The following is an 18,852-nucleotide window of genomic DNA, read 5'->3' as shown; positions in this document are numbered from 1 at the left end:
GATTGATCAAGCCGCGCTCTCGATACCGAGGTCGCCGAGCTTGCGATAGAGCGTCGAGCGGCCGATGCCGAGCCGGCGGGCGACCTCGGTCATCCGACCGCGATAGTGCCCGATGGCGAGACGGATCACGTCGGCCTCGATGTCTTCCAGGCTGCGCAGGTTGCCGTCGGGGGTATAGAGCATGACGCCGACCCCGTCCTGGTTGGGGTTGCGCGCCTCCACCGGCTCGCCCAGCATCTGCGACAATTGCGGGAAGCTCTCTGCCGTCAGCGCGTCACCGTCGCAGAATACGGCCGCGCGAAACAGCACGGCCTGGAGCTGGCGCACGTTGCCCGGCCAGTCGAACGCGGCGAGCAGGGCGAGCGCACCATCGGTGATGGTCAGTGCGCGCAGGCCCGGCTGATCGCCGATGCGAGAGAGGAAGTGGCGCGACAGCGCCTGGATGTCGCCGGTCCGCTCCCGCAAGGGGGGCAGCACGATGGCTGTCGCCGAAAGCTGGGCGTGCAGGGCGGGATGGAAATACCCGGCCTGGTTCAACGCCCCCAAAGGCAGGTTGCTGGCGGAAAGTATCCGCACGTCGATCCGGTATCCGTGCCGCGCGCCCACCGGGCGGACGACGCCGGTTTCGATGACGCCGGCCAGTTTCTCCTGCAGGTCCAGCGGCAGGCGATCGACCTCGTCGAGCACCAGGGTGCCGCCGTCGCACTGTTGCAAGGCGCCGACCTGGCGCTCGAACGCGCCGGGAAACGCGTTCGGTTCGTGCCCGAACAGCACGGATTCGATGGAATTGGCGGGCACGGCGCGGGCGTTGATAAGCCGGAACGGTGCCTTCGCACGGGGCGAGGCGGCGTGCATCGCGCGCAGCAGCATCTCCTTGCCCGAACCCGTTTCGCCCTCGATCAACACGTTCCCGTGGCCGCGCGCGGACTTGGCGGCCTTGGCCAGGGCGGCGCGAAAATTGGGCGCCGTGCCGATCATCGCGTCGAAGTCCAGCACCTGGCCCAGCTTCTCGGTCAATGGCTGCAGCTCGTCGCGCGGTGCCTCGCGCCGCGTGGCGCTGCGCAGGGCCTGCATCAGCCTGTCGGGCGCGACCGGCTTGATCAGGTAATCGGTCGCGCCGGCGCGCATCGCCTCGACAGCCAGCAAGGGACTGGCGCTGGCGGTGAGCATCAGGATCGGCACGGCCGGCCGGCGGCTCTTCAGTTCCTCGATCAGCGAACAGGCATCGTCGCCCGGCACCCACTGGTCGAGGATGATCGCCGAGAGCTGCATCCCCTGGCGCGTGCCCAGCGTGGCGATCGCCGTCTCGGCATCGGGGGCCACCAGCGTGCGCCAGCCTTCACGCGCGGCTAGCGCACTGATCAGGCGGCTCTGCGCGGGCTCGTCGTCGATCAGCATGAGCAAGCGGTTTTCGCCGTCGGTCATCGTGTCCCATCCCGAAACAGATCGACCGATTACGGGACAAGGGGTAAAGGTCATCTTAAGCCGCGGCATAACCCTTGGGTCGGCACTTGAGCCGCCGCCGCTCCCGCGATAGGGTCCCGCCGAATTTCAGGTAACAGGGACCGCGATCGCAATGGCCACCGGCAACGATGTCAACGCGCAGGATATCAAGGAGCACAAGGGCACGTACGGCGGGTTCGTCACGATGCTGAAGTGGACCGTGCCGATCACGGCACTGATCGTTCTGGTGATCGTCATCCTGATTGCCGAGTGATCGCAGCGCGCTTGCGGATCGCCGTCCTCAAGGAACCAGCGGCGGGCGAAACCCGCGTCGCGTTGACGCCGGAAACGGCGAAGAAATTTATTTCGCTAGGCGCGACCGTCGCGGTAGAGGCCGGGGCGGGTCTCGCCGCCAGCATTCCCGACGCCGCCTATGCCGAGGCCGGTGCCGAAGTCGGGCCGGCTGCGCAGGTGCTCTCGGGCGCGGATATCGTGCTCGGAATCCAGGCACCCGATGCCGCCGCGCTCTCTGGAACAAGACCCGGCGCCTGGGTCGCGGCGATATTCGATCCTCTCGGCCGTCCGGATCGCGTCTCCGCCTACGCCGATGCCGGTCTTGAAGCGCTGGCGATGGAGTTCATGCCGCGCATCACCCGCGCGCAGAGCATGGACGTGCTGTCGAGCCAGTCCAACCTCGCCGGTTACAAGGCGGTGATCGCCGCCGCCGATGCCTATGGCCGGGCGTTTCCCATGATGATGACCGCTGCCGGCACGGTGCAGGCGGCGAAAGTCTTCGTGATGGGGGTGGGCGTCGCCGGTCTGCAGGCCATTGCGACCGCCCGGCGCCTGGGTGCGCAGGTTTCCGCGACCGATGTGCGCAGCGCCACAAAAGAACAGATCCAGTCGCTCGGTGCCAAGCCGATCTTCGTCGAGAATGTCGCCGGAATCGAGGGCGAGGGCGCCGGCGGCTACGCCACCGAAATGAGCGAGGAATACCAGCGCGCTCAGGCCGAGCTGGTGAGCGGCCATATCGCCCGGCAGGACATTGTCATCACCACCGCGCTCATCCCCGGCCGTGCCGCGCCGCGGCTGATCTCGGATGCGCAGATCGCGACGATGAAACCCGGCAGCGTGATTTTCGATCTGGCGGTGGCGCAGGGGGGGAACGTCGAAGGTTCGGTCGCCGACGAGGTGGTCGACAGGCACGGCGTCAGGATCATCGGCTATGCCAACACGCCCGCGAAGCTGGCAGCCGACGCAAGCGCGCTCTTCGCCCGCAATCTCTACAACTTCCTCTCCGCGTTCTGGGACAAGGAGACGGGGCGGCCAGTGCTAGACGAGGAAATCGGGGGGGCGGTGCGACTGACACAGGGCGGCGCCATCGTGAACGAGAGGCTGAAGTGAGGACCGGGGGTAGCTTGCCTCCCCGCGACGGGGAGGGGGACCGCGCGAAGCGCGGTGGTGGGGACTCGAAGTTCGTCGCCAGGCCGGCCGTCGCGCGAGCCCGCCAGCTTCGCAAAGACATGAGCGTTTCCGAACGACTTCTGTGGCAGCGCCTCCGCCTACGACCTAAAGGCTACAAGTTCCGCCGCCAACATCCGATCGGTCCTTACATCGCCGATTCCTGCTGCTTGTCGGAGCGCTTCGTTATCGAAGTAGATGGAAGCGCGCACGACGCGATCGACCGCGCCAAGTTCGACCTCCGGCGCAACGCTTTCATGAAGGAAAACGGGTTCAGGGTATTGCGGGTAACGGCGGCGCGTGTGCTGGCGAATGCGGATGACACCGCGGAGGCCATCGTCGCGCGGTTGCCGAGTCCCCTCCACCGTCCTGCGGACGGTCCCCCTCCCCGTGCCGGGGAGGCAACCTAATGGACTTCATCTCGATCCTGTCGATCTTCGTGCTGGCCTGCTTCGTGGGTTATTACGTCGTCTGGTCGGTCACGCCGGCGCTGCATACGCCGCTGATGGCGGTGACCAACGCGATCTCCAGCGTCATCATCGTCGGCGCGCTGATCGCGTCGGCTGCAGCGGGAAGCCCGAGTGCGAAGTGGCTCGGCCTTGCCGCCGTGGCGTTCGCGAGCGTCAATATCTTCGGCGGGTTCGCTGTCACCGCGCGGATGCTGGCGATGTACAAGAAGAAGGACAGGCCCGCTGCCGTGCCGGAGAAGAAGGCGTGAGCCTCCCGCCACTGGAGACCACTGACTTGTCGATCGTCGCGGATGCCGCGCACGCCGTCAGCCCGTGGGTTGCGCTGGCCTATCTGGCGGCGGGAGTGCTGTTCATCCTCGCCCTGCGCGGACTGTCCTCGCCCGCGACATCGCAGCGCGGGAACCGCTTCGGCATGGCGGGCATGTTGATCGCTGTGGTGACCACGCTGGTCACGCACGACGTCGCTTCGCTGCCGGAAATCCTGGGGGCAATTGCCTTGGGCGGCGGTATCGGCTGGATCATCGCCCGGCGCATCGCGATGACGGCCATGCCGCAGCTTGTCGCCGCATTTCACAGCCTCGTCGGCCTTGCCGCAGTGCTTGTGGCCGTTGCGGCCTTCCTCAATCCAGGGGCGTTCGGCATCCTGGGAATGGACGGCAACATCCTCGCGGTCAGCCGGGTGGAGATGGCACTAGGCGCCGCGATCGGGGCGATCACCTTTTCGGGCTCAGTCATCGCGTTCGCCAAGCTCAACGGCAACATGAGCGGCACGCCGATCCTGCTGCCCGGACGCCATGCGATCAACCTCGGCACACTGTTGGCGATCATTGCGGGCACGGCGATCTATGCCCTGTCCAACGACGCAGGCGCGGGCGAGGGATGGCTGTTCTGGGCGATCATCGCCGCCGCCTTCGCGATCGGCTTCCTGCTGATCATCCCGATTGGCGGGGCGGACATGCCGGTCGTCGTGTCGATGCTGAACAGCTATTCCGGCTGGGCAGCGGCGGCGATGGGGTTCACGCTGCACAACACCGCGATGATCGTCACCGGCGCGCTGGTGGGTTCGTCGGGCGCGATCCTGAGCTATATCATGTGCAGGGCGATGAACCGCAGCTTCCTGTCGGTGATCGCCGGCGGATTTGGCGCGGAGACCGCGATTGGCGGCGAAGCGCGCGAGGCGCGGCCTTACAAGTCGGGCAGCGCGGAAGATGCCGCCTACATGCTGGAACAGGCCGAAAAGGTCATCATCATCCCCGGCTATGGCATGGCCGTCGCCCAGGCGCAGCACGCGCTGCGCGAGATGGCGGACAAGCTGAAAGAGCGCGGCGTGGAGGTGAAATACGCCATCCACCCCGTCGCCGGCCGGATGCCAGGGCACATGAACGTGCTGCTGGCCGAGGCGCAAGTGCCCTACGACGAGGTGTTCGAGCTTGAGGACATCAACTCGGAATTCGCGCAGGTCGATGTCGCTTTCATCATCGGCGCGAACGACGTGGTGAACCCCGCCGCGAAGACCGACAAATCATCGCCGATCTACGGCATGCCGGTGTTCGACGTGGACAAGGCGAAGCAGGTTTTCTTCATCAAGCGTTCCATGGGCGGCGTCGGCTACGCCGGCGTCGACAACGACGTGTTCTACATGGAGCAGACGATGATGCTGCTCGCCGATGCGAAGAAGATGGTCGACGATATCGTGAAGGCGCTGGACTGATGCGCGGCGTGCTCTGCGCGGCCGCCCTGCTGGGGGCGAGTGGATGCGTGGAAACGGTGGCCGAAGACCGAGTGGAAAGCGCCCTGGTCGAAGCAGGCCTCTCGTCCGCCAACGCTGCCTGCATGGCGGGACGCATGGTGGATCGGCTGACGATTGCCCAGCTCCGCAAGCTGGAACGACTTGAGGCACGCCCCGGTGAACGGGAACGCCCCGCCACCATCGGAGAGTTCGTGGAACGGGTGCGCCGCGTCGGCGACAGCGAGGTCATCGCGGTGACGGCGAGTTCCGCCGCCTTGTGCACCACCGGCCTCGCGCACTGACCGCCGCCGGCGGCTTGCGTTTCGGCGGACAGATGTGTCACCCTTCCGCCCAGGTTACGCGGCGAGGGGAGAGCGCACGATGAAAACCACGATCCTTGCCGCGATACTGTTGGCCGGGGCCAGTTCCAGCGCGATCGCCGCGACCCGACAGGTCGATGCCGGGCCCGACGCGCAGACACGGTTGCAGGAAGCGTTGATACTCAGCCAGCCCGGCGACGAGGTGGTGCTGGCGGCGGGCCGCTTCATGCTGGACGATGGCCTCAGCCTTGACGTGGATGGCGTCACCCTGCGCGGGGCGGGCATGGATGCGACCATCCTCGACTTTACCGGGCAGACCGGCTCGGGCGAGGGGCTGCTGGTCACAAGCGACCGCGTGACGCTCCGCGATTTCGCGATCGAGAACCCGAAGGGCGACGGCATCAAGTCCAAGGGCGCGGACGACATCGTCTACCAGCGGCTGCGGGTGACCTGGACCGGGGGCCCGAAGGAGACGAACGGCGCCTACGGCCTGTACCCGGTGGAAAGCACAGGCGTGCTGATCGTGGGCAGCGAAGTTTCCGGCGCCTCGGATGCGGGCATCTACGTCGGCCAGTCGAAGGCGATCACCGTGCGCGGCAACGTGGCCCGCCACAACGTCGCCGGTATCGAGATCGAGAACAGCCGCGATGCGATCGTGGAATCAAACTTCGTCACCGGTAATACCGGCGGCATCCTGGTCTTCGATCTGCCCAGCCTTCCGGTGATGGGCGGCGGCAACACCCTGGTGCGCGGCAACCTGGTGGCGCACAACACCACGCCCAATTTCGCGCCCAAGGGCAACATCGTGGCTGGTGTGCCACGGGGCACCGGCATCATGGTGATGGCCAACGACGGCGTGCTGGTTGAGGGCAACATCCTGGTGGACAACCCGACCGCGCCGGTGATGGTCGTCGCCTATCCCATGAAGTTCGACGACAAGACCTACAACCCGTACCCACGCAATGTCGTGATCGGGGAGAACACGGTCGATCGTGGCGGCACTGATCCGCAGATCGACGGGCGGAATGCGTTGCTGGCTGCATTCGGGGGGGCATTGCCCCCGGTGATGTGGGACGGGCTGGCGCAGGAGGGCACGGTCGCCCTGCGCGTCGACCCTTCGCTCGGGGGATGGTCGCTCAACCTGCCGGCGCAGGGCGGCGGGTTGAGCGGCGCGGGGGCAAAGCCGGGTCCGCTTTCGGTTCCAGCGCCGACGACAGGTTTCGCGTTGACCGGCGTTGGCGCGCCCGCTGCGCTCGAGGCACGGCTGGTCCCGTGAAACGCCATTGGGTGCTGGCGGCGGCGCTGATCGCCGCTGCTGCGGCGACCGGCGCGGCGCACGGTCCGGCTGCGCCCAGCGATGCCGCAATTACCGGCTCGGCCTTTCCGACCATGCTGTCGGAATACGGGTTCTTCACCGATGGCGCGGCGCAGGCACCGGCTGCCGGCGTGCGCGCTTATCGGCTCAACACGCCGCTCTATTCCGATGGCGCCGAAAAGCTGCGCTTCGTCTATCTGCCAGCGGGCGCGCGTGCTGGGACCGAGGGCGAAGGGCTCTTGGACTTCCCGGTCGGTTCCGCGCTCATCAAGACGTTTGCCTTCACCGAAAGCGGCAGTCGGCGGCTGATCGAGACACGCGTGCTGCTGCACCGGGCCGATGGCTGGCTGGCCCTGCCGTACCTCTGGAACGCCGAACAGACCGATGCGAAGCTGGCCTTGGCGGGCGCGCGCGTTGCTGTGACGACCCCGGCGGGGGAACGCATCGACTACCGCGTTCCCAACAAGAACCAGTGCAAGGAGTGTCACGGGCTCAATGATGCCGTCATTCCGATCGGCCCGAAGGCGCGCAATCTGTCCACCGCATGGCTGAACGATTTCGCCCGTGACGGACACATCGCGGCCGTGCCCGTGGTCGCACGCACCCTGCCGGTGTGGGAAGAGCGCGCAGAGGCGGGCGTCGAACCAGCGGCACGCGCCTATCTCGACGTCAATTGCGCCCACTGCCACCAGCCCGGCGCCATGGCGTCCAATTCAGGGCTGGATCTTCGGTGGGAGCAGACCAGCGCGCAGGCGCTCGGGGTCATGAAGCGGCCGGTGGCTGCCGGTCGCGGCGCTGGGAATCTCCTGTTCGACCTGGTGCCGGGAAAGCCCGGCGAATCGATCATGGTCCACCGGATGGCGAGCCTTGAGGGCGGGGTGGCCATGCCTGAACTGGGCAAGGGGACGGTCGACAAGGAGGGGCTGGCGGTCGTCGAGCGCTGGGTTGCGGCCATGGCGCCGTCAGGGGCGCCCTGATGAAAGCGCGCGCGCGATGGCGACGAATTCCTCGACCGACAGTGTTTCCGCCCGACGCTGGGGGTCGATGCCGAGGCTGGCGAGCGCATCGAGTGCGCCAGGGAGAGCCTTCACGCTTTGCCGCAGCATCTTGCGCCGCTGCCCGAAGGCCGCTTCCGTAAGCCGCTCCAGGACGCGGGCCGAGACACCGGAAGGCATCGCTGCCGGCTCGACATGCACGATCGCGCTCATCACCTTGGGCGGAGGGGTGAACGCACTCCGGTGAACCTTCAGCGCCAGCCGGGCGGTCGATCGCCATTGTGCCAGAACGGCCAGGCGGCCGTAGGCATTGCTGCCGGCGGGTGCGACAACGCGCTGGGCAACCTCCTGCTGAAACATCAGCGTCAGGCTGGTCCACCGGGGCGGCCACTGTTCCCCCGAAAGCCAGCGCGTGAAGAGCGCGGTTCCCACGTTATACGGCAGGTTGGCGACGACGGCGAAGGGTTCGCCCACCAGCGCCGCATGGTCGATCCTCAGCGCGTCGCCTTCGACGACCTGCAACCGGCCCGGAAATGCGGCTTCAAGTTCGGCGAGGGCGGGGAGGCAGCGCCGATCCATCTCGATCGCAGTGACGCGGGCGCCTGCACGCAGAAGCGCGCGAGTGAGGCCGCCCGGGCCGGGTCCGATTTCCAGCACGGCGCGGTCCGTGAGATCACCGGGGATGGCCGCGATGCGATCCAGCAGCTGCGCGTCGAACAGGAAGTTCTGGCCCAGCGCCTTCGATGCCGAGAGACCGTGCCGGGCGATCACCTCTCGTAGCGGGGGAAGAGGGGAATCGCTCATGCCGCGCGCCGCGCCGCGCATTCGCCCGCCATGCGGATCGCCGCGATCGTCGCGCCCGCGCTGGCCCGGCCTGTCCCGGCGATGGAGAATGCCGTTCCGTGGTCGGGGCTCGTCCGCACGATCGGCAGGCCCAGCGTGATGTTCACCCCTAGATCGAAGTCCAGCGTCTTGAGCGGGATCAGTGCCTGGTCGTGATACATGCACAGCGCCGCGTCGTAGCCTATGCGGGCGTGCGGCGCGAACAGCGCATCGGCCGGGTGCGGCCCGCTGGCGTCGATGCCTTCCGCGCGCAGCGTCTCCACCGCGGGGCCGATGACGCGCAGTTCTTCGTCGCCCATGCGTCCGTTTTCGCCGGCATGGGGGTTGAGCCCTGCAATTGCCAGGCGCGGTGCGGCGACGCCAAAGTCGCGGCGCAGCGCTTCGGCGATGATCCGCGCGCGCCGACGGATCAGGTCGACCGACAGGAGACCCGCAACTTTCGCGAGCGGCACGTGGACCGTCAGCGGCACGGCTCGCAGACTCGGCCCCGCGAGCATCATCACCGCATCCTGTGCCGGGACGCCGCACGCGTGCGCGACGAACTCGGTCTGGCCCGGAAAATGGAAGCCGACTTCGGCCAAGCGTGCCTTGGCGATCGGACCAGTCACGATGCCAGCGGCCTTTCCCTCTACGGCCAGATTCGTCGCCGCCTTCAGCGAGGCGAAGGCAAGCGCGGCCCCTTCGGAATCCGGCTCCCCCGGACGCCAGATGCCGTCGAGCGTGCCGAGCACGGGGAGGGCACGGCCGAACACGCCGACCGCCTCATCGAGGGAGGCGATCGGCTCGATCGGCACGTCGAGACCGCGCGACCCGGCGGCGCCGGCCAGCAGGCGCGCCCCACCGATGACGGCGAAGGGGGGCAGCCGCTCGCGTTCCCGCAGCGACCAGGCATGGGCGATCAGTTCCGGTCCCACCCCCGCCGGATCGCCGAGCGATACGGCCAGCGGGCGAGAGGCGGCGTTCAGTTGTATTCGATCACCGCGTCGTTGCGCAGGTCGCGCATGTAACGCTGGGCGCGCTTGTTCACCCGATCGTCCTCAAGCTGCGACATCAGGTCATCGAAATCGGGCGCGCCCGTGGCCTGCGGATCGTCACGGCCGCACAGCATCAGCACGCTTACGCCATCGCGGGCCGAACCGAACGGGGGCGTCGTCTGTCCGACCTGCAGCTCCATCAGCAAGGGCTGCAACTGCTCGGGCAGGCTGCGGAGGACAATGCCATCGTTGGAAACAACTTCGGCACCGATCGCCTGCGCGCGATTATCGGCGTCGCCGCAGCCTTTCATCGCTTGCACCGTGGTGGTGAACGTGGCGAGTTTCGCCTGGGCCTGCGATTCCGTGATGCCGGGCTCGAACTTCAGCGAAATCTGCTTGAGGCTGAGGACCGCATCACGCGCGTCCGAAGTCAGCACGGCCCGCTTGTCGATGAGATAGAGGATCGAATAGCCGCCGGAGTTGGCAATCGGCCCGACAAGCTGGCCGGGCTGCATCTGCCGCGCCGCGACTGCCAATTCGCTCGGCAGCATTTCAAGCCGCACGAAGCCAAGGTCGCCCCCGGCCGCAGCAGTCGAGGATTGGGAATACTGGCGGGCGTAGCCGAGGAAGCTGCCGCCGCCGCGCAGTTGTTCGATGATCTGGTTGATGTTGGCTTCGACCTGGGCGGCGTTTTCGGGTGTCGCCGACAGCCAGATTTCCCCCAGGCGATATTCCTCGGTCCCACGGCTCGCCTCGAGCCGTTGGAGCATCTCGTTCACTTCTTCGGCCGAAACGTTGACGAACGGTGCGACGTTGCGGCGGAGCAGGCGCTGCCACGACAGTTCGCCAAGGATCTGCCGCTTGAGCGAGTTGGAGGACGAGCCGATCCGGGTGAGGTAGGCATCCATCGCTTCGACGTTCTGCCCGAAGTTCTGCGCAGCGACCCGGGCGTACGTCTGATCGACCTCGGCCTGCGAAACCTCGATCTGCTGCGCGCGCGCTTCCTGGATTTGCAGCGATTCGTCGATGAGGTTGCGCAGGACCTGCATGCGCAGCCGCTGAAGCTCCGCCGGTTCGATTTCGCTGCGGGAGGCAGCGACGATCAGCGCAACGCGCTGATCGACATCGGTGCCGGTGACGATCTGGCCGTTGACGACCGCGGTGGGCTTGCGGCTGTTCGGATCGTTCTTGCCCAGGATCGCGACGTCTGCCGGGATATCCAGCGCGCCTGTGATGCTGGGGGTCGTGGCCTGGGCGGCGGGATCGGCCGGCTGGGCCGCGGTCTGCGCGGCGATCGGCGAAGCGACCACCGCCATCGCGGCAGCGCCGCACAGCCAGTTCGAAAGAGTCCTATGAATCACGCGTTTATCCGTCTGCGCGGGGGCCACGGAGAGCCGCCCCCAGTGTTGATCCCGCGGGTGCCCCCGAGCGGCTTAACCGTTGCTGAGTGGCGTGCCGGATAGCCTGTTTGCCTGCCGCTGCCAACGGTCCGTCGGCTAGCGCCGAAAGCCGAGGTTGTTGAGGGCGAAATACAACTGGAACGCATTGCCCCGGCGCGCGTCCCCTTGGTCCACGAAATCGCGGCGCCACGTGAGGCCCAGCTCGAGGCAATCGTCCTGATACGCGACGCCAAGTCGGGTGCGAACCGGATCGAATCCGTCGGAGTTCAACGTGGGATCCTCGAACCGGTCGGTCAGGTTGAACACGCCTGAACCGAAGACGGACCAGTAATTCGCAAACGCCACCCGCCCCGCGAAACGCAGTTCCTCGCGGTCACGCAAATCCTCGATAAGTGGGGAGATATCCCGATTGAGGCGGAGGTAGCCGACTTCCGCATATGTGCGGCTGGAACCGACCGTCGCGTCGAGCTCGTTGCGCCTTACTGCGAGCCCGTCCTTGTCGAGGCGGAAGCGGTGGGTGAACTTCACGAAGTCGCGGAAGCGCACCTGCGTACGGCCGACAAAGTCCGACAGCCGCTCGCTCAATCCGGTGCCGTCGGGCAGGATGCTCTCGCGATTGCTCAGCCGGTAGGATTGCCCGATTGTCGTGTCGATGCGCCAGTCCGGCAGGTTCAGCTGCCAGTCGAAGCCGTATGTTACCCGGGGCCGATCCTCCACCCGGTCGTGTCCCGGGAAGCGATTGAGGGCGAACAGGTTCGAATCCTCAAGGTCGATCGCCCGCGCGTCTTCGTTGGGAACGGCAAGGTTGCGGATCGGCGGGCTGACCACCAGCTGTACGCGCGGGGTCAGCACCTGTGTCCCGCCGAACAGCGCACCCACGAAGGGCCATTCCATGTCTGCGGCGGCAATCGCGACTCCGCGCGTCTGCCAGCCGGGATTGCCGCGATAGATCGCCGTCGCAGTCAGGCCGTTTTCGTCGGAGTGATAGACATCGCCGCGCAGCAGCGCCGTGAGCGTCAGCATCTGGCCCCAGGCGGTGACGCGCCGGAAGTCCCACTTGCCGCCCAGGAACGCGCGCTGCGTATCCTGCCCGTCCCGTCGATGGATCGCGAGCGTGTTGGCGATCAGTTCAAGCTTCCCGCCGACAAGCGGCGCATCGATTCGTTTGCGATAGTCGATCAGCGGCAGGGCGATCGGCACCTGGCCCTGCGGCACGCCGATCCGCAGCGTCTGCGTCGCATAGCCCGCGATCGCCAGGTAGGAATCGCCGTCGATGCGCTCAACCTCGACCATCGAGCGCAAGCGGTCGTCCCGACTGATGTCGTATCGGCGCAGGAACGTGCGATCCGTCGCGCGGCGGACGGAGAAATTCGTGCTCCAGTTGGGATCGAACTGGAACCGGCCGTTGGCGAACAGGTACCCGCGGAACTCGTCCTCGCCCACCGCACTCACGCCGACCTGGTCCAGCCGCCGGCTCACCGTCGCGTATCCCGTTATCTGGTAAGCGCCCTGGTCTGTAAGATGCCGCCACTGGGCACTCGCCATCGGCGGTGCCTCGGTAAAGGCGTAGGCGCTGAGCGTGAGATCCTTGTTGGGCGCCATCTTGAGGAAGTAGCTGCCGCTGATCTCGAACCCGTTGTTCCGTGAGAACTGGACCTCGGGGACGAGAAACCCGGAGCTGGGCCGCCCGTCCGTCCGGACGACCAGGCCAGGAAGCGGGAGAAGCCGCGCCCCGAACAGCTCGAGATACGCGCCGCGGAACCGGACGGTCTTGTCCGAAGGCGAATAGATCACGCGGTCGGCGGTGATGCGCCAGCTCGGGTCCTTCGGGCAGCCTTCAGCGGTGACGACATCACACCCGGTGTACGCGGCGGTGGCAAGTTCCACCGTGCCGTCGGCCAGGCGGGATCCGCTGACGGCGGCGAGGCGGCCCCCTTCGCGCAGGGCCAGGAGCAGATCCTCCATCGCGCCAGCCTCGAACTCGTCGGTCAGTTCGATGCGGCTGGTGTAGAGCTGGTTGCCGTCCTCGTCGACGAAGCGAACATTGCCGCTGGCGACGATCTCCCCCGTCGTGCGATTCCAGGTCACTGTGTCGGCCCGGACCGACCGATCTTCGCTTCGCAGTACGACGTCGCCAGTCGCCGTGACGGCATCGGAATTCTGGTCGTACGCGACAGTCGCCGCTTCAAAGTCGACCCGGCGATCGTCCTCTCGTGGGGCAGGCGTCGTCTCAGCTTGGAGCGGCGGGATAGCGGGCCGGTCTGCCGGTTCCCCTTCCGGCGTATCGCCTTGCGGCCTCTCTGGCGTGGCCATGCCTGGCGCGGCGCCATCCTGCGCGGCGGCATTCACGGCGGTGAGGGACAGGGCGATGGCCAACGCGCTTGCAGCCCATTCGGGCAAGCGACGCGCCCTGGCTTGCTGCGATCCGGTACGGGCGGGGAGCATCGCTTGCCTATCGCATCGGCGCCGCCTAATCGCAATCGCCAACGCACCCCGCCGCACGCGTTGCGGCAGACCGCCTCGATGCAGCGTTCGGACTCGCAGAATATCCGGAGATTTCATGAAGGTCGAATTCGCCACCGCCGTCCCTGCCGGCACCCCGATCGTCGCCCGCGTCGTCAATCTGGACACGCTTCCGTCCGACATCGATCGCGCCATGGCCGAAGGTGCCAGGGCCGCGCGCTTCAAGGCCCGGCCGGGCCAGGTGTTCGACGGGTTTGCCGAGCGTGATGGCGCGGTGATCCGCGTGGCGCTGGCAGGCGCGGGCGAGCCGGAAAACGAAGCCCGCATCGCCAACCTGGAGAAGGCGGGCGGCGCACTGGCGGCGAAATTCGCCTGTTCCGGCGCGGAATCGATCGCGCTCGCGGCAGACGGCTTGAGCGCCGAGGAGATTTCGGCGGTCGCGATGGGGCTGCGGCTGCGCGCGTGGCGATATGACATCTACCGCACCCGGATGAAGGACGAACAGAAGATCACGCTGAAGCGCGTGATTATCGTCGGCGCGGGCGAAGGAGCGGAAGCGGCGTGGGCTGACGCGGAGGCGCTGGCCGAGGGTATCGAACTGACCCGTGAACTGGTCACGGAGCCGGCGAACATCATCTACCCGGCGTCCTTCGTGGACCGCGTCCGGCCACTGTACGAAGCGGCCGGGCTGGAAGTGACCGTGCTCGGCGTCGAGGAGATGGCGGCCCTGGGCATGGGCGCGCTGCTGGGCGTCGGCCAGGGGTCCGAACAGCCGGCGCGCCTGCTCGCGGTGAAGTGGAACGGCGGCGCCGCGGGCGAGCGGCCGACCGCTTTCGTCGGCAAGGGCGTCACATTCGATACCGGGGGTATCAGCCTCAAGCCAGGGCCGGGCATGGGCGACATGAAGTGGGACATGGGCGGCGCGGGGGCTGTTGCCGGCGCGATGCTCGCCATTGCCCGCCGCAAGGCCAAGGCGAATGTCGTCGCGGTGATGGGCCTTGTCGAGAACATGCCCGACGGGAAGGCGATGCGCCCGGGTGACGTGATCACAACCATGAGCGGCCAGACCGTCGAGGTCCTCAACACAGACGCTGAGGGGCGGCTGGTGCTGTGCGACGCGCTGACCTGGGTGCAGAAGGAGCACGACCCCGTCGCCATTGTCGATTTCGCGACGCTGACGGGCGCGATGATCATCAGCCTGGGCTTCGAGCACGGCGGCCTGTTCGCCAACGACGATACCCTGGCGGACGCATTGCTCCAGGCGGGCAAGACATCGGGCGACAAGCTGTGGCGCATGCCGCTGGGCCCGGCGTACGACAAGCTGATCGATTCGCCGATTGCCGACATGCAGAACATCGGTCCGCGCGAAGGCGGATCGATCACGGCGGCGCAGTTCCTGCAGCGGTTCATCGACAAGGATCGGCCGTGGGCGCACTGCGATATTGCCGGCATGGTGTGGGCGACGAAGCCGGGCGCGACGTGGGACAAGGGGGCCACGGGCTACGGCGTGCGGCTGATCGACCGCTACGTCCGCGAGGTCCTGGAGGGCTGACGGCGCGTTCGCGAAGGCTGCAAAGAGAATTCTTATCGGGCGAGATAAGAGGCGATCCGCGATGAACCTGGACTTCTGGCAGTTCTCCGAAGGCCCCATCCCCCGGATCGTGGCCCTGATCGCCGAACGCGTGGTCGGAACCGGCGATCGATTGTTGGTGACCGATGCCGATGATGCGCGCCGCGGCGCCATTTCGGCGGCGCTGTGGGAGGCGAAGCCGGATGCCTTCCTTGCCAATGGCGAGGCGGCCGCCCCTCATGCCGCGCGCCAGCCGATCCTGCTGTCGGCGCATTGCGATCCGGCGAATGGCGCGCGAGTCCTGGTGCTGGCGGACGGGAAGTGGCGCGACGGGGCCGCGGGCTTCGATCGCACCATACTGTTGTTCGGCGAAGACGGCGCGCCCGATGCCCGGGCTGTCTGGCGGCAGTTCGACGGGCGTGCCGATGTGGAGCGCGGCTACTTCGCGCAGGAATCGGGCAAATGGGTCAGGAAAGCGTGACCCTTGCGCCTTGCGCGGGCCATCGTTAGGGGCGCGCGCAATCCAACCCATCCCTGTTGTCCAAGGAACCTGTCATGGCGGTCACCCGCACCTTTTCCATCATCAAGCCCGACGCCACCCGCCGCAACCTCACCGGCGCGGTCACCAAGATGCTGGAGGATGCCGGCCTGCGCGTCGTCGCGTCAAAGCGGGTCCGGCTCAGCCGCGAACAGGCGGAAGGCTTCTATGCCGTGCACAAGGAACGCCCCTTCTTCGGCGAACTGTGCGATTTCATGACCAGCGGCCCGGTGGTCGTGCAGGTCCTGGAAGGCGAAGACGCGGTGAAGCGCAACCGCGACGTCATGGGCGCGACGAACCCGGCCGACGCCGACGAAGGCACGATCCGCAAGACCTATGCCGAAGGGATCGAGGCCAATTCGGTCCATGGGTCCGATTCTGATGAAAATGCCAAGATCGAAATCGATTATTTCTTCAAGCCGGAAGAAATCGTCGGCTAACGATCACGCCGGCGTCACAAAGACGCCGGCGCCCAACTAAACTTTCAGCAATGGCCACACCCGGCATATCCATGCTAGGGTCGGGTCATGCTTTGGGGTCGAGGCAGAAGGTGCAAGGCGCTCGCCGCGCGATTCGTCGCGGCCGTGAACGCGCACGATCTCGACGCATTCGCCGGGCTCATTACCGACGATTTCACCTATATCGATAGCTTGCGCGAAGGCGTCGTCGGGCATGCCGCCGCGCTGGAGGCTGCCCGGACGTTGTTCGACAAGGATCCCGGCATCTTCGTCGAGGTGGAATCGGTCAGCTTCAGCGATCCTTATGTCCTGATGCGGGGCTGGGCGCACAGCGCGGATCCCGAGTTCGGGCGTCGCCGGGCGGCCTGGCGCGCCCGATGCGAGGACGGCGCGCTGGCCGAATGGCAATCGTGGGCGGAAGGCGGCCCCCCGCACATGAGCCGGACATACGCGCCCGACGCGGCGGTGGACCTTTCGTCGCGCGCCGCCAGCAAACCGGCCTGAGCGCAAGGCCGCCCTAGGGCTGCAAGATTCGCTCCATAGTGCGACCCCTGCGCGGCGCCGCGTGCGCCGTCCGATTCCCAGCATTGCGCACCTTCCGGTAACTAAAGCGAGGCCGAGGATCCGGCCCACCAGTCGGCGCCAATCGCGGCGAAATCGACTTCGGCCGGTCCTTCGAACCTCGCCCGCGCACTTGCCAGGCGGTAGTCCCAGGCGCGTTGGGCGTGACGGCGAACGAGCGCCCTGCGTGCGGCCGCAATCAGAACTGGTCGGCGGCGTCGATCAGTGTGGTGAGCCGCTTGGGCGCGACCGAACGCCAGCTCCGCTGCAGCCAGCCGTCGATCGCCTCCCAGTCGGTATCGCCGAGATCGAGGCGGATGCCGATCCACTCGTCCCCGAAATAGGGCGGGCGATAATAGCGCATGGGATCGCTTTCGATCAGGTGCGCCTGTTCGTCGAGGCCGCTTATCCGCGCCAGCAGGGCGGTGCGCCCGTCGCCGTGGTGGTCGAGCGAGACCCAGCCGAATTTCTTGCCCTTCACGATCCCGAAACAGGGCATCCCGTGGCTGACCGTTTCTTCCGCCTGGGGGAGGGCGAGGGCCCGTTCCCGCACCTGTGCGACGAGCCAGTCGGCGTCGAACGGGCGGGAGACGTAATCCGCAAGAACCCGTGGATAGAGCTGGTGTTCGGCGATGCGCACGCGGTCCGCCAGCGTCCCTGCCGTATCCCCCGGCAGGACGGCGACCTGCGCCTGGCCGAGCACCTCGCCCGCGTCCAGTTCGTCGGTGACGAGGTGGACGCTGCATCCGGCCACCCGGTCGCCCGCGTCGATTGCCGCCTGGTGCGTCGCGAGGCCGCGATACTTTGGCAGGAGCGACGGGTGGATGTTCAGCATCCGCCCCGCCCACGCCGAGACGAACGCCGGGCCGATCACGCGCATGTAGCCGGCCAGCGCGACGTATTCGGCCCCGCTGGCACGGATGGCCGCGTCCATCGCGGCATCGTGGGCCGCCCGTTCCATCCCGCGGTGCGCCTGGGCGAACACCGGCACGCCTTCCGCTTCGGCGATGGCGAGGCCTGCGGCGGACGGATCGTTGCTGGCCACCAGCACGATCCGGTACGGCGCATCGGGCAGCCTGCTGGCATAGAGCAGCGCGGCCATGTTCGTGCCGCTGCCCGAAATGAGCACGGCGACCCGCGCCTTCTCACGCAAGATGGCGCGCTTCCCATGCTTCGCGCGCGGACCAGGCATCGGCCGATCCCCGCACGGTGCAACCCCGCGGCCCGTCGATAACCTCGCCGATGCGATAGACCGTCTCGCCGTTCGCCTCGAGATCGGCGGCGACCTCGCGCGCAAGATCGGGGGTGACGGCCAGCACCATGCCGATGCCGCAGTTGAACGTACGCGCCATCTCGGCGGGTTCCATCGCGCCCTGGGCCTGCAGGAACGCCATCAGGCGGGGCTGTTCCCAGGCATCGACATCGACCACCGCGTGCGCGCCGTCCGGCAGGACGCGCGGGATGTTTTCCAGCAGGCCGCCGCCGGTGATATGGGCCAGCGCGTCGATCTTGCCCGCGCGCACCAGCGGCAGGAGGGATGCGACATAGATGCGCGTCGGCGCGATCAAGGTATCGATCAGGCGGACATCGGGATCGAACAGGGCGGGCCGGTCCATCCGCCATTCGCGATCTTCCGCAAGACGGCGCACCAGCGAATAACCGTTGGAATGGACCCCGGTGCTGGCAAGGCCCAGCAGCACATGGCCGGGCGCCACCTTGTCGCCCGCAAGCTGCTCCCCCCGCTCGACCGCACCGACGCAGAAACCGGCAAGGTCGTAATCGCCCGCCGCATACATGCCCGGCATTTCGGCCGTTTCGCCGCCGATCAGCGCGCAGCCCGCCTGCCGGCAGCCATCGGCGATCCCGGCAATCACGCGTTCGGCGATCCCGTTCTCCAGCTTGCCGGTGGCGAAGTAGTCGAGGAAGAAAAGCGGTTCGGCACCCTGGACGATCAGGTCGTTGACGCACATCGCGACCAGATCAATGCCGACGGTATCGTGCCGGTCATGGTCGATCGCCAGCTTCAGCTTGGTGCCCACGCCGTCGTTCGCGGCGACCAGGATCGGGTCCACATAGCCCGCGGCGCGCGGATCGAAGAAACCGCCGAAGCCGCCGAGTTCGCTGGTCGCCCCCGGACGCGCGGTGGATTTTGCGAGCGGGCCAATCGCTTTGACAAGCGCGTTGCCCGCGTCGATCGAGACGCCGGCGGATTGATAGGTGTACGCGCGGGGCGGGCGGTTTTCGGCCATGCCCATGCCCTTACGCATTCGCGCTTGGATTTCCATGGCCCTTTGGGCAAAAGGCCCCCGGTT

The 18,852-nt window shown here is 67.1% G+C and carries 19 protein-coding genes; 12 read left to right on the top strand and 7 right to left on the bottom strand.

Annotated elements, in window-relative coordinates; genetic code table 11:
* Window positions 1-6 precede the first annotated feature (6 nt).
* Entirely contained in the window at window positions 7-1,425 is a 1,419-nt protein-coding gene (locus tag GRI40_RS04585; protein ID WP_160610249.1) for a sigma-54-dependent transcriptional regulator, read from the bottom strand.
* Window positions 1,426-1,576: 151 nt separating this feature from the next.
* Between GRI40_RS04585 and GRI40_RS04580 the strand changes: the two genes are divergently transcribed.
* From GRI40_RS04580 to GRI40_RS04545, 8 genes are all read left to right on the top strand, one after another.
* Window positions 1,577-1,717: an aa3-type cytochrome c oxidase subunit IV gene (locus tag GRI40_RS04580; protein ID WP_160610248.1), complete on the top strand. Its 141-nt coding sequence runs from the start codon at window positions 1,577-1,579 to the stop codon at window positions 1,715-1,717.
* A gap of 11 nt (window positions 1,718-1,728) precedes the next feature.
* A complete protein-coding gene (locus GRI40_RS04575; protein WP_202390246.1) occupies window positions 1,729-2,847 on the top strand; it encodes an NAD(P) transhydrogenase subunit alpha in 1,119 nt (372 codons plus the stop codon).
* The gene (locus GRI40_RS13800) at window positions 2,844-3,314 is read left to right on the top strand and encodes an endonuclease domain-containing protein (RefSeq protein WP_160610247.1); all 471 of its coding nucleotides are present in this window, start codon (window positions 2,844-2,846) and stop codon (window positions 3,312-3,314) included. Before GRI40_RS04575 ends, GRI40_RS13800 begins: the two co-directional genes overlap by 4 nt.
* On the top strand, window positions 3,314-3,622 hold the full coding sequence (locus GRI40_RS04565) for an NAD(P) transhydrogenase subunit alpha part 2 (protein WP_160610246.1): 309 nt from the start codon (window positions 3,314-3,316) through the stop codon (window positions 3,620-3,622). The genes GRI40_RS13800 and GRI40_RS04565 overlap by 1 nt, the downstream gene beginning before the upstream one ends.
* On the top strand, window positions 3,619-5,085 hold the full coding sequence (locus GRI40_RS04560) for an NAD(P)(+) transhydrogenase (Re/Si-specific) subunit beta (protein WP_160610245.1): 1,467 nt from the start codon (window positions 3,619-3,621) through the stop codon (window positions 5,083-5,085). Before GRI40_RS04565 ends, GRI40_RS04560 begins: the two co-directional genes overlap by 4 nt.
* Window positions 5,085-5,405 carry a hypothetical protein gene (locus tag GRI40_RS04555; RefSeq protein ID WP_160610244.1) on the top strand — a complete coding sequence of 107 codons (321 nt, stop codon included), beginning with the start codon at window positions 5,085-5,087 and terminating at the stop codon, window positions 5,403-5,405. Before GRI40_RS04560 ends, GRI40_RS04555 begins: the two co-directional genes overlap by 1 nt.
* 79 nt (window positions 5,406-5,484) lie before the next feature.
* Entirely contained in the window at window positions 5,485-6,699 is a 1,215-nt protein-coding gene (locus GRI40_RS04550) for a parallel beta-helix domain-containing protein (protein ID WP_160610243.1), read from the top strand.
* Window positions 6,696-7,715: an SO2930 family diheme c-type cytochrome gene (locus GRI40_RS04545; protein ID WP_337190491.1), complete on the top strand. Its 1,020-nt coding sequence runs from the start codon at window positions 6,696-6,698 to the stop codon at window positions 7,713-7,715. Before GRI40_RS04550 ends, GRI40_RS04545 begins: the two co-directional genes overlap by 4 nt.
* On the opposite strand, the gene rsmA is transcribed toward GRI40_RS04545, so the two are convergent.
* The 4 genes from rsmA to GRI40_RS04525 all read right to left on the bottom strand — a co-directional run bounded on the left by rsmA (window position 7,701) and on the right by GRI40_RS04525 (window position 13,395).
* Complete coding sequence (rsmA, locus tag GRI40_RS04540) at window positions 7,701-8,537, bottom strand: 16S rRNA (adenine(1518)-N(6)/adenine(1519)-N(6))-dimethyltransferase RsmA (protein WP_160610242.1); 837 nt, start codon at window positions 8,535-8,537, stop codon at window positions 7,701-7,703. The two genes, GRI40_RS04545 and rsmA, sit on opposite strands and share 15 nt — an antisense overlap.
* Complete coding sequence (pdxA, locus tag GRI40_RS04535; protein WP_160611408.1) at window positions 8,534-9,541, bottom strand: 4-hydroxythreonine-4-phosphate dehydrogenase PdxA; 1,008 nt, start codon at window positions 9,539-9,541, stop codon at window positions 8,534-8,536. The genes rsmA and pdxA overlap by 4 nt, the downstream gene beginning before the upstream one ends.
* Window positions 9,538-10,911 (bottom strand): peptidylprolyl isomerase, encoded by a 1,374-nt coding sequence (locus GRI40_RS04530; protein ID WP_337190489.1) that lies wholly within the window; start codon window positions 10,909-10,911, stop codon window positions 9,538-9,540. The genes pdxA and GRI40_RS04530 overlap by 4 nt, the downstream gene beginning before the upstream one ends.
* A 135-nt stretch (window positions 10,912-11,046) precedes the next feature.
* Complete coding sequence (locus GRI40_RS04525) at window positions 11,047-13,395, bottom strand: LPS-assembly protein LptD (RefSeq protein ID WP_160610241.1); 2,349 nt, start codon at window positions 13,393-13,395, stop codon at window positions 11,047-11,049.
* A gap of 115 nt (window positions 13,396-13,510) precedes the next feature.
* On the opposite strand from GRI40_RS04525, the gene GRI40_RS04520 reads away from it, so the two are divergent.
* From GRI40_RS04520 to GRI40_RS04505, 4 genes are all read left to right on the top strand, one after another.
* Window positions 13,511-14,965, top strand: a complete 1,455-nt coding sequence (locus GRI40_RS04520) for a leucyl aminopeptidase (RefSeq protein WP_160610240.1) — start codon at window positions 13,511-13,513, stop codon at window positions 14,963-14,965.
* Between the two features lie 61 nt (window positions 14,966-15,026).
* Window positions 15,027-15,464: a DNA polymerase III subunit chi gene (locus tag GRI40_RS04515; protein WP_160610239.1), complete on the top strand. Its 438-nt coding sequence runs from the start codon at window positions 15,027-15,029 to the stop codon at window positions 15,462-15,464.
* Window positions 15,465-15,538: 74 nt separating this feature from the next.
* A complete protein-coding gene (ndk, locus tag GRI40_RS04510; RefSeq protein WP_160610238.1) occupies window positions 15,539-15,961 on the top strand; it encodes a nucleoside-diphosphate kinase in 423 nt (140 codons plus the stop codon).
* 87 nt (window positions 15,962-16,048) lie between these two features.
* Window positions 16,049-16,483 (top strand): YybH family protein, encoded by a 435-nt coding sequence (locus GRI40_RS04505; RefSeq protein WP_160610237.1) that lies wholly within the window; start codon window positions 16,049-16,051, stop codon window positions 16,481-16,483.
* 256 nt (window positions 16,484-16,739) lie between these two features.
* On the opposite strand, the gene purN is transcribed toward GRI40_RS04505, so the two are convergent.
* Window positions 16,740-17,732, bottom strand: a complete 993-nt coding sequence (purN, locus tag GRI40_RS04500) for a phosphoribosylglycinamide formyltransferase (RefSeq protein WP_160610236.1) — start codon at window positions 17,730-17,732, stop codon at window positions 16,740-16,742.
* Complete coding sequence (gene purM, locus GRI40_RS04495; RefSeq protein ID WP_420006860.1) at window positions 17,686-18,807, bottom strand: phosphoribosylformylglycinamidine cyclo-ligase; 1,122 nt, start codon at window positions 18,805-18,807, stop codon at window positions 17,686-17,688. Before purM ends, purN begins: the two co-directional genes overlap by 47 nt.
* Between the last annotated feature and the right edge of the window lie 45 nt (window positions 18,808-18,852).

It is taken from the genome of Tsuneonella aeria (genome assembly GCF_009827495.1).
Taxonomy (GTDB): Bacteria; Pseudomonadota; Alphaproteobacteria; order Sphingomonadales; family Sphingomonadaceae; genus Tsuneonella; species Tsuneonella aeria.
The sequence above is the reverse complement of the archived record's forward strand: the minus strand, read 5'-3'. Positions and strand labels throughout refer to the sequence as shown.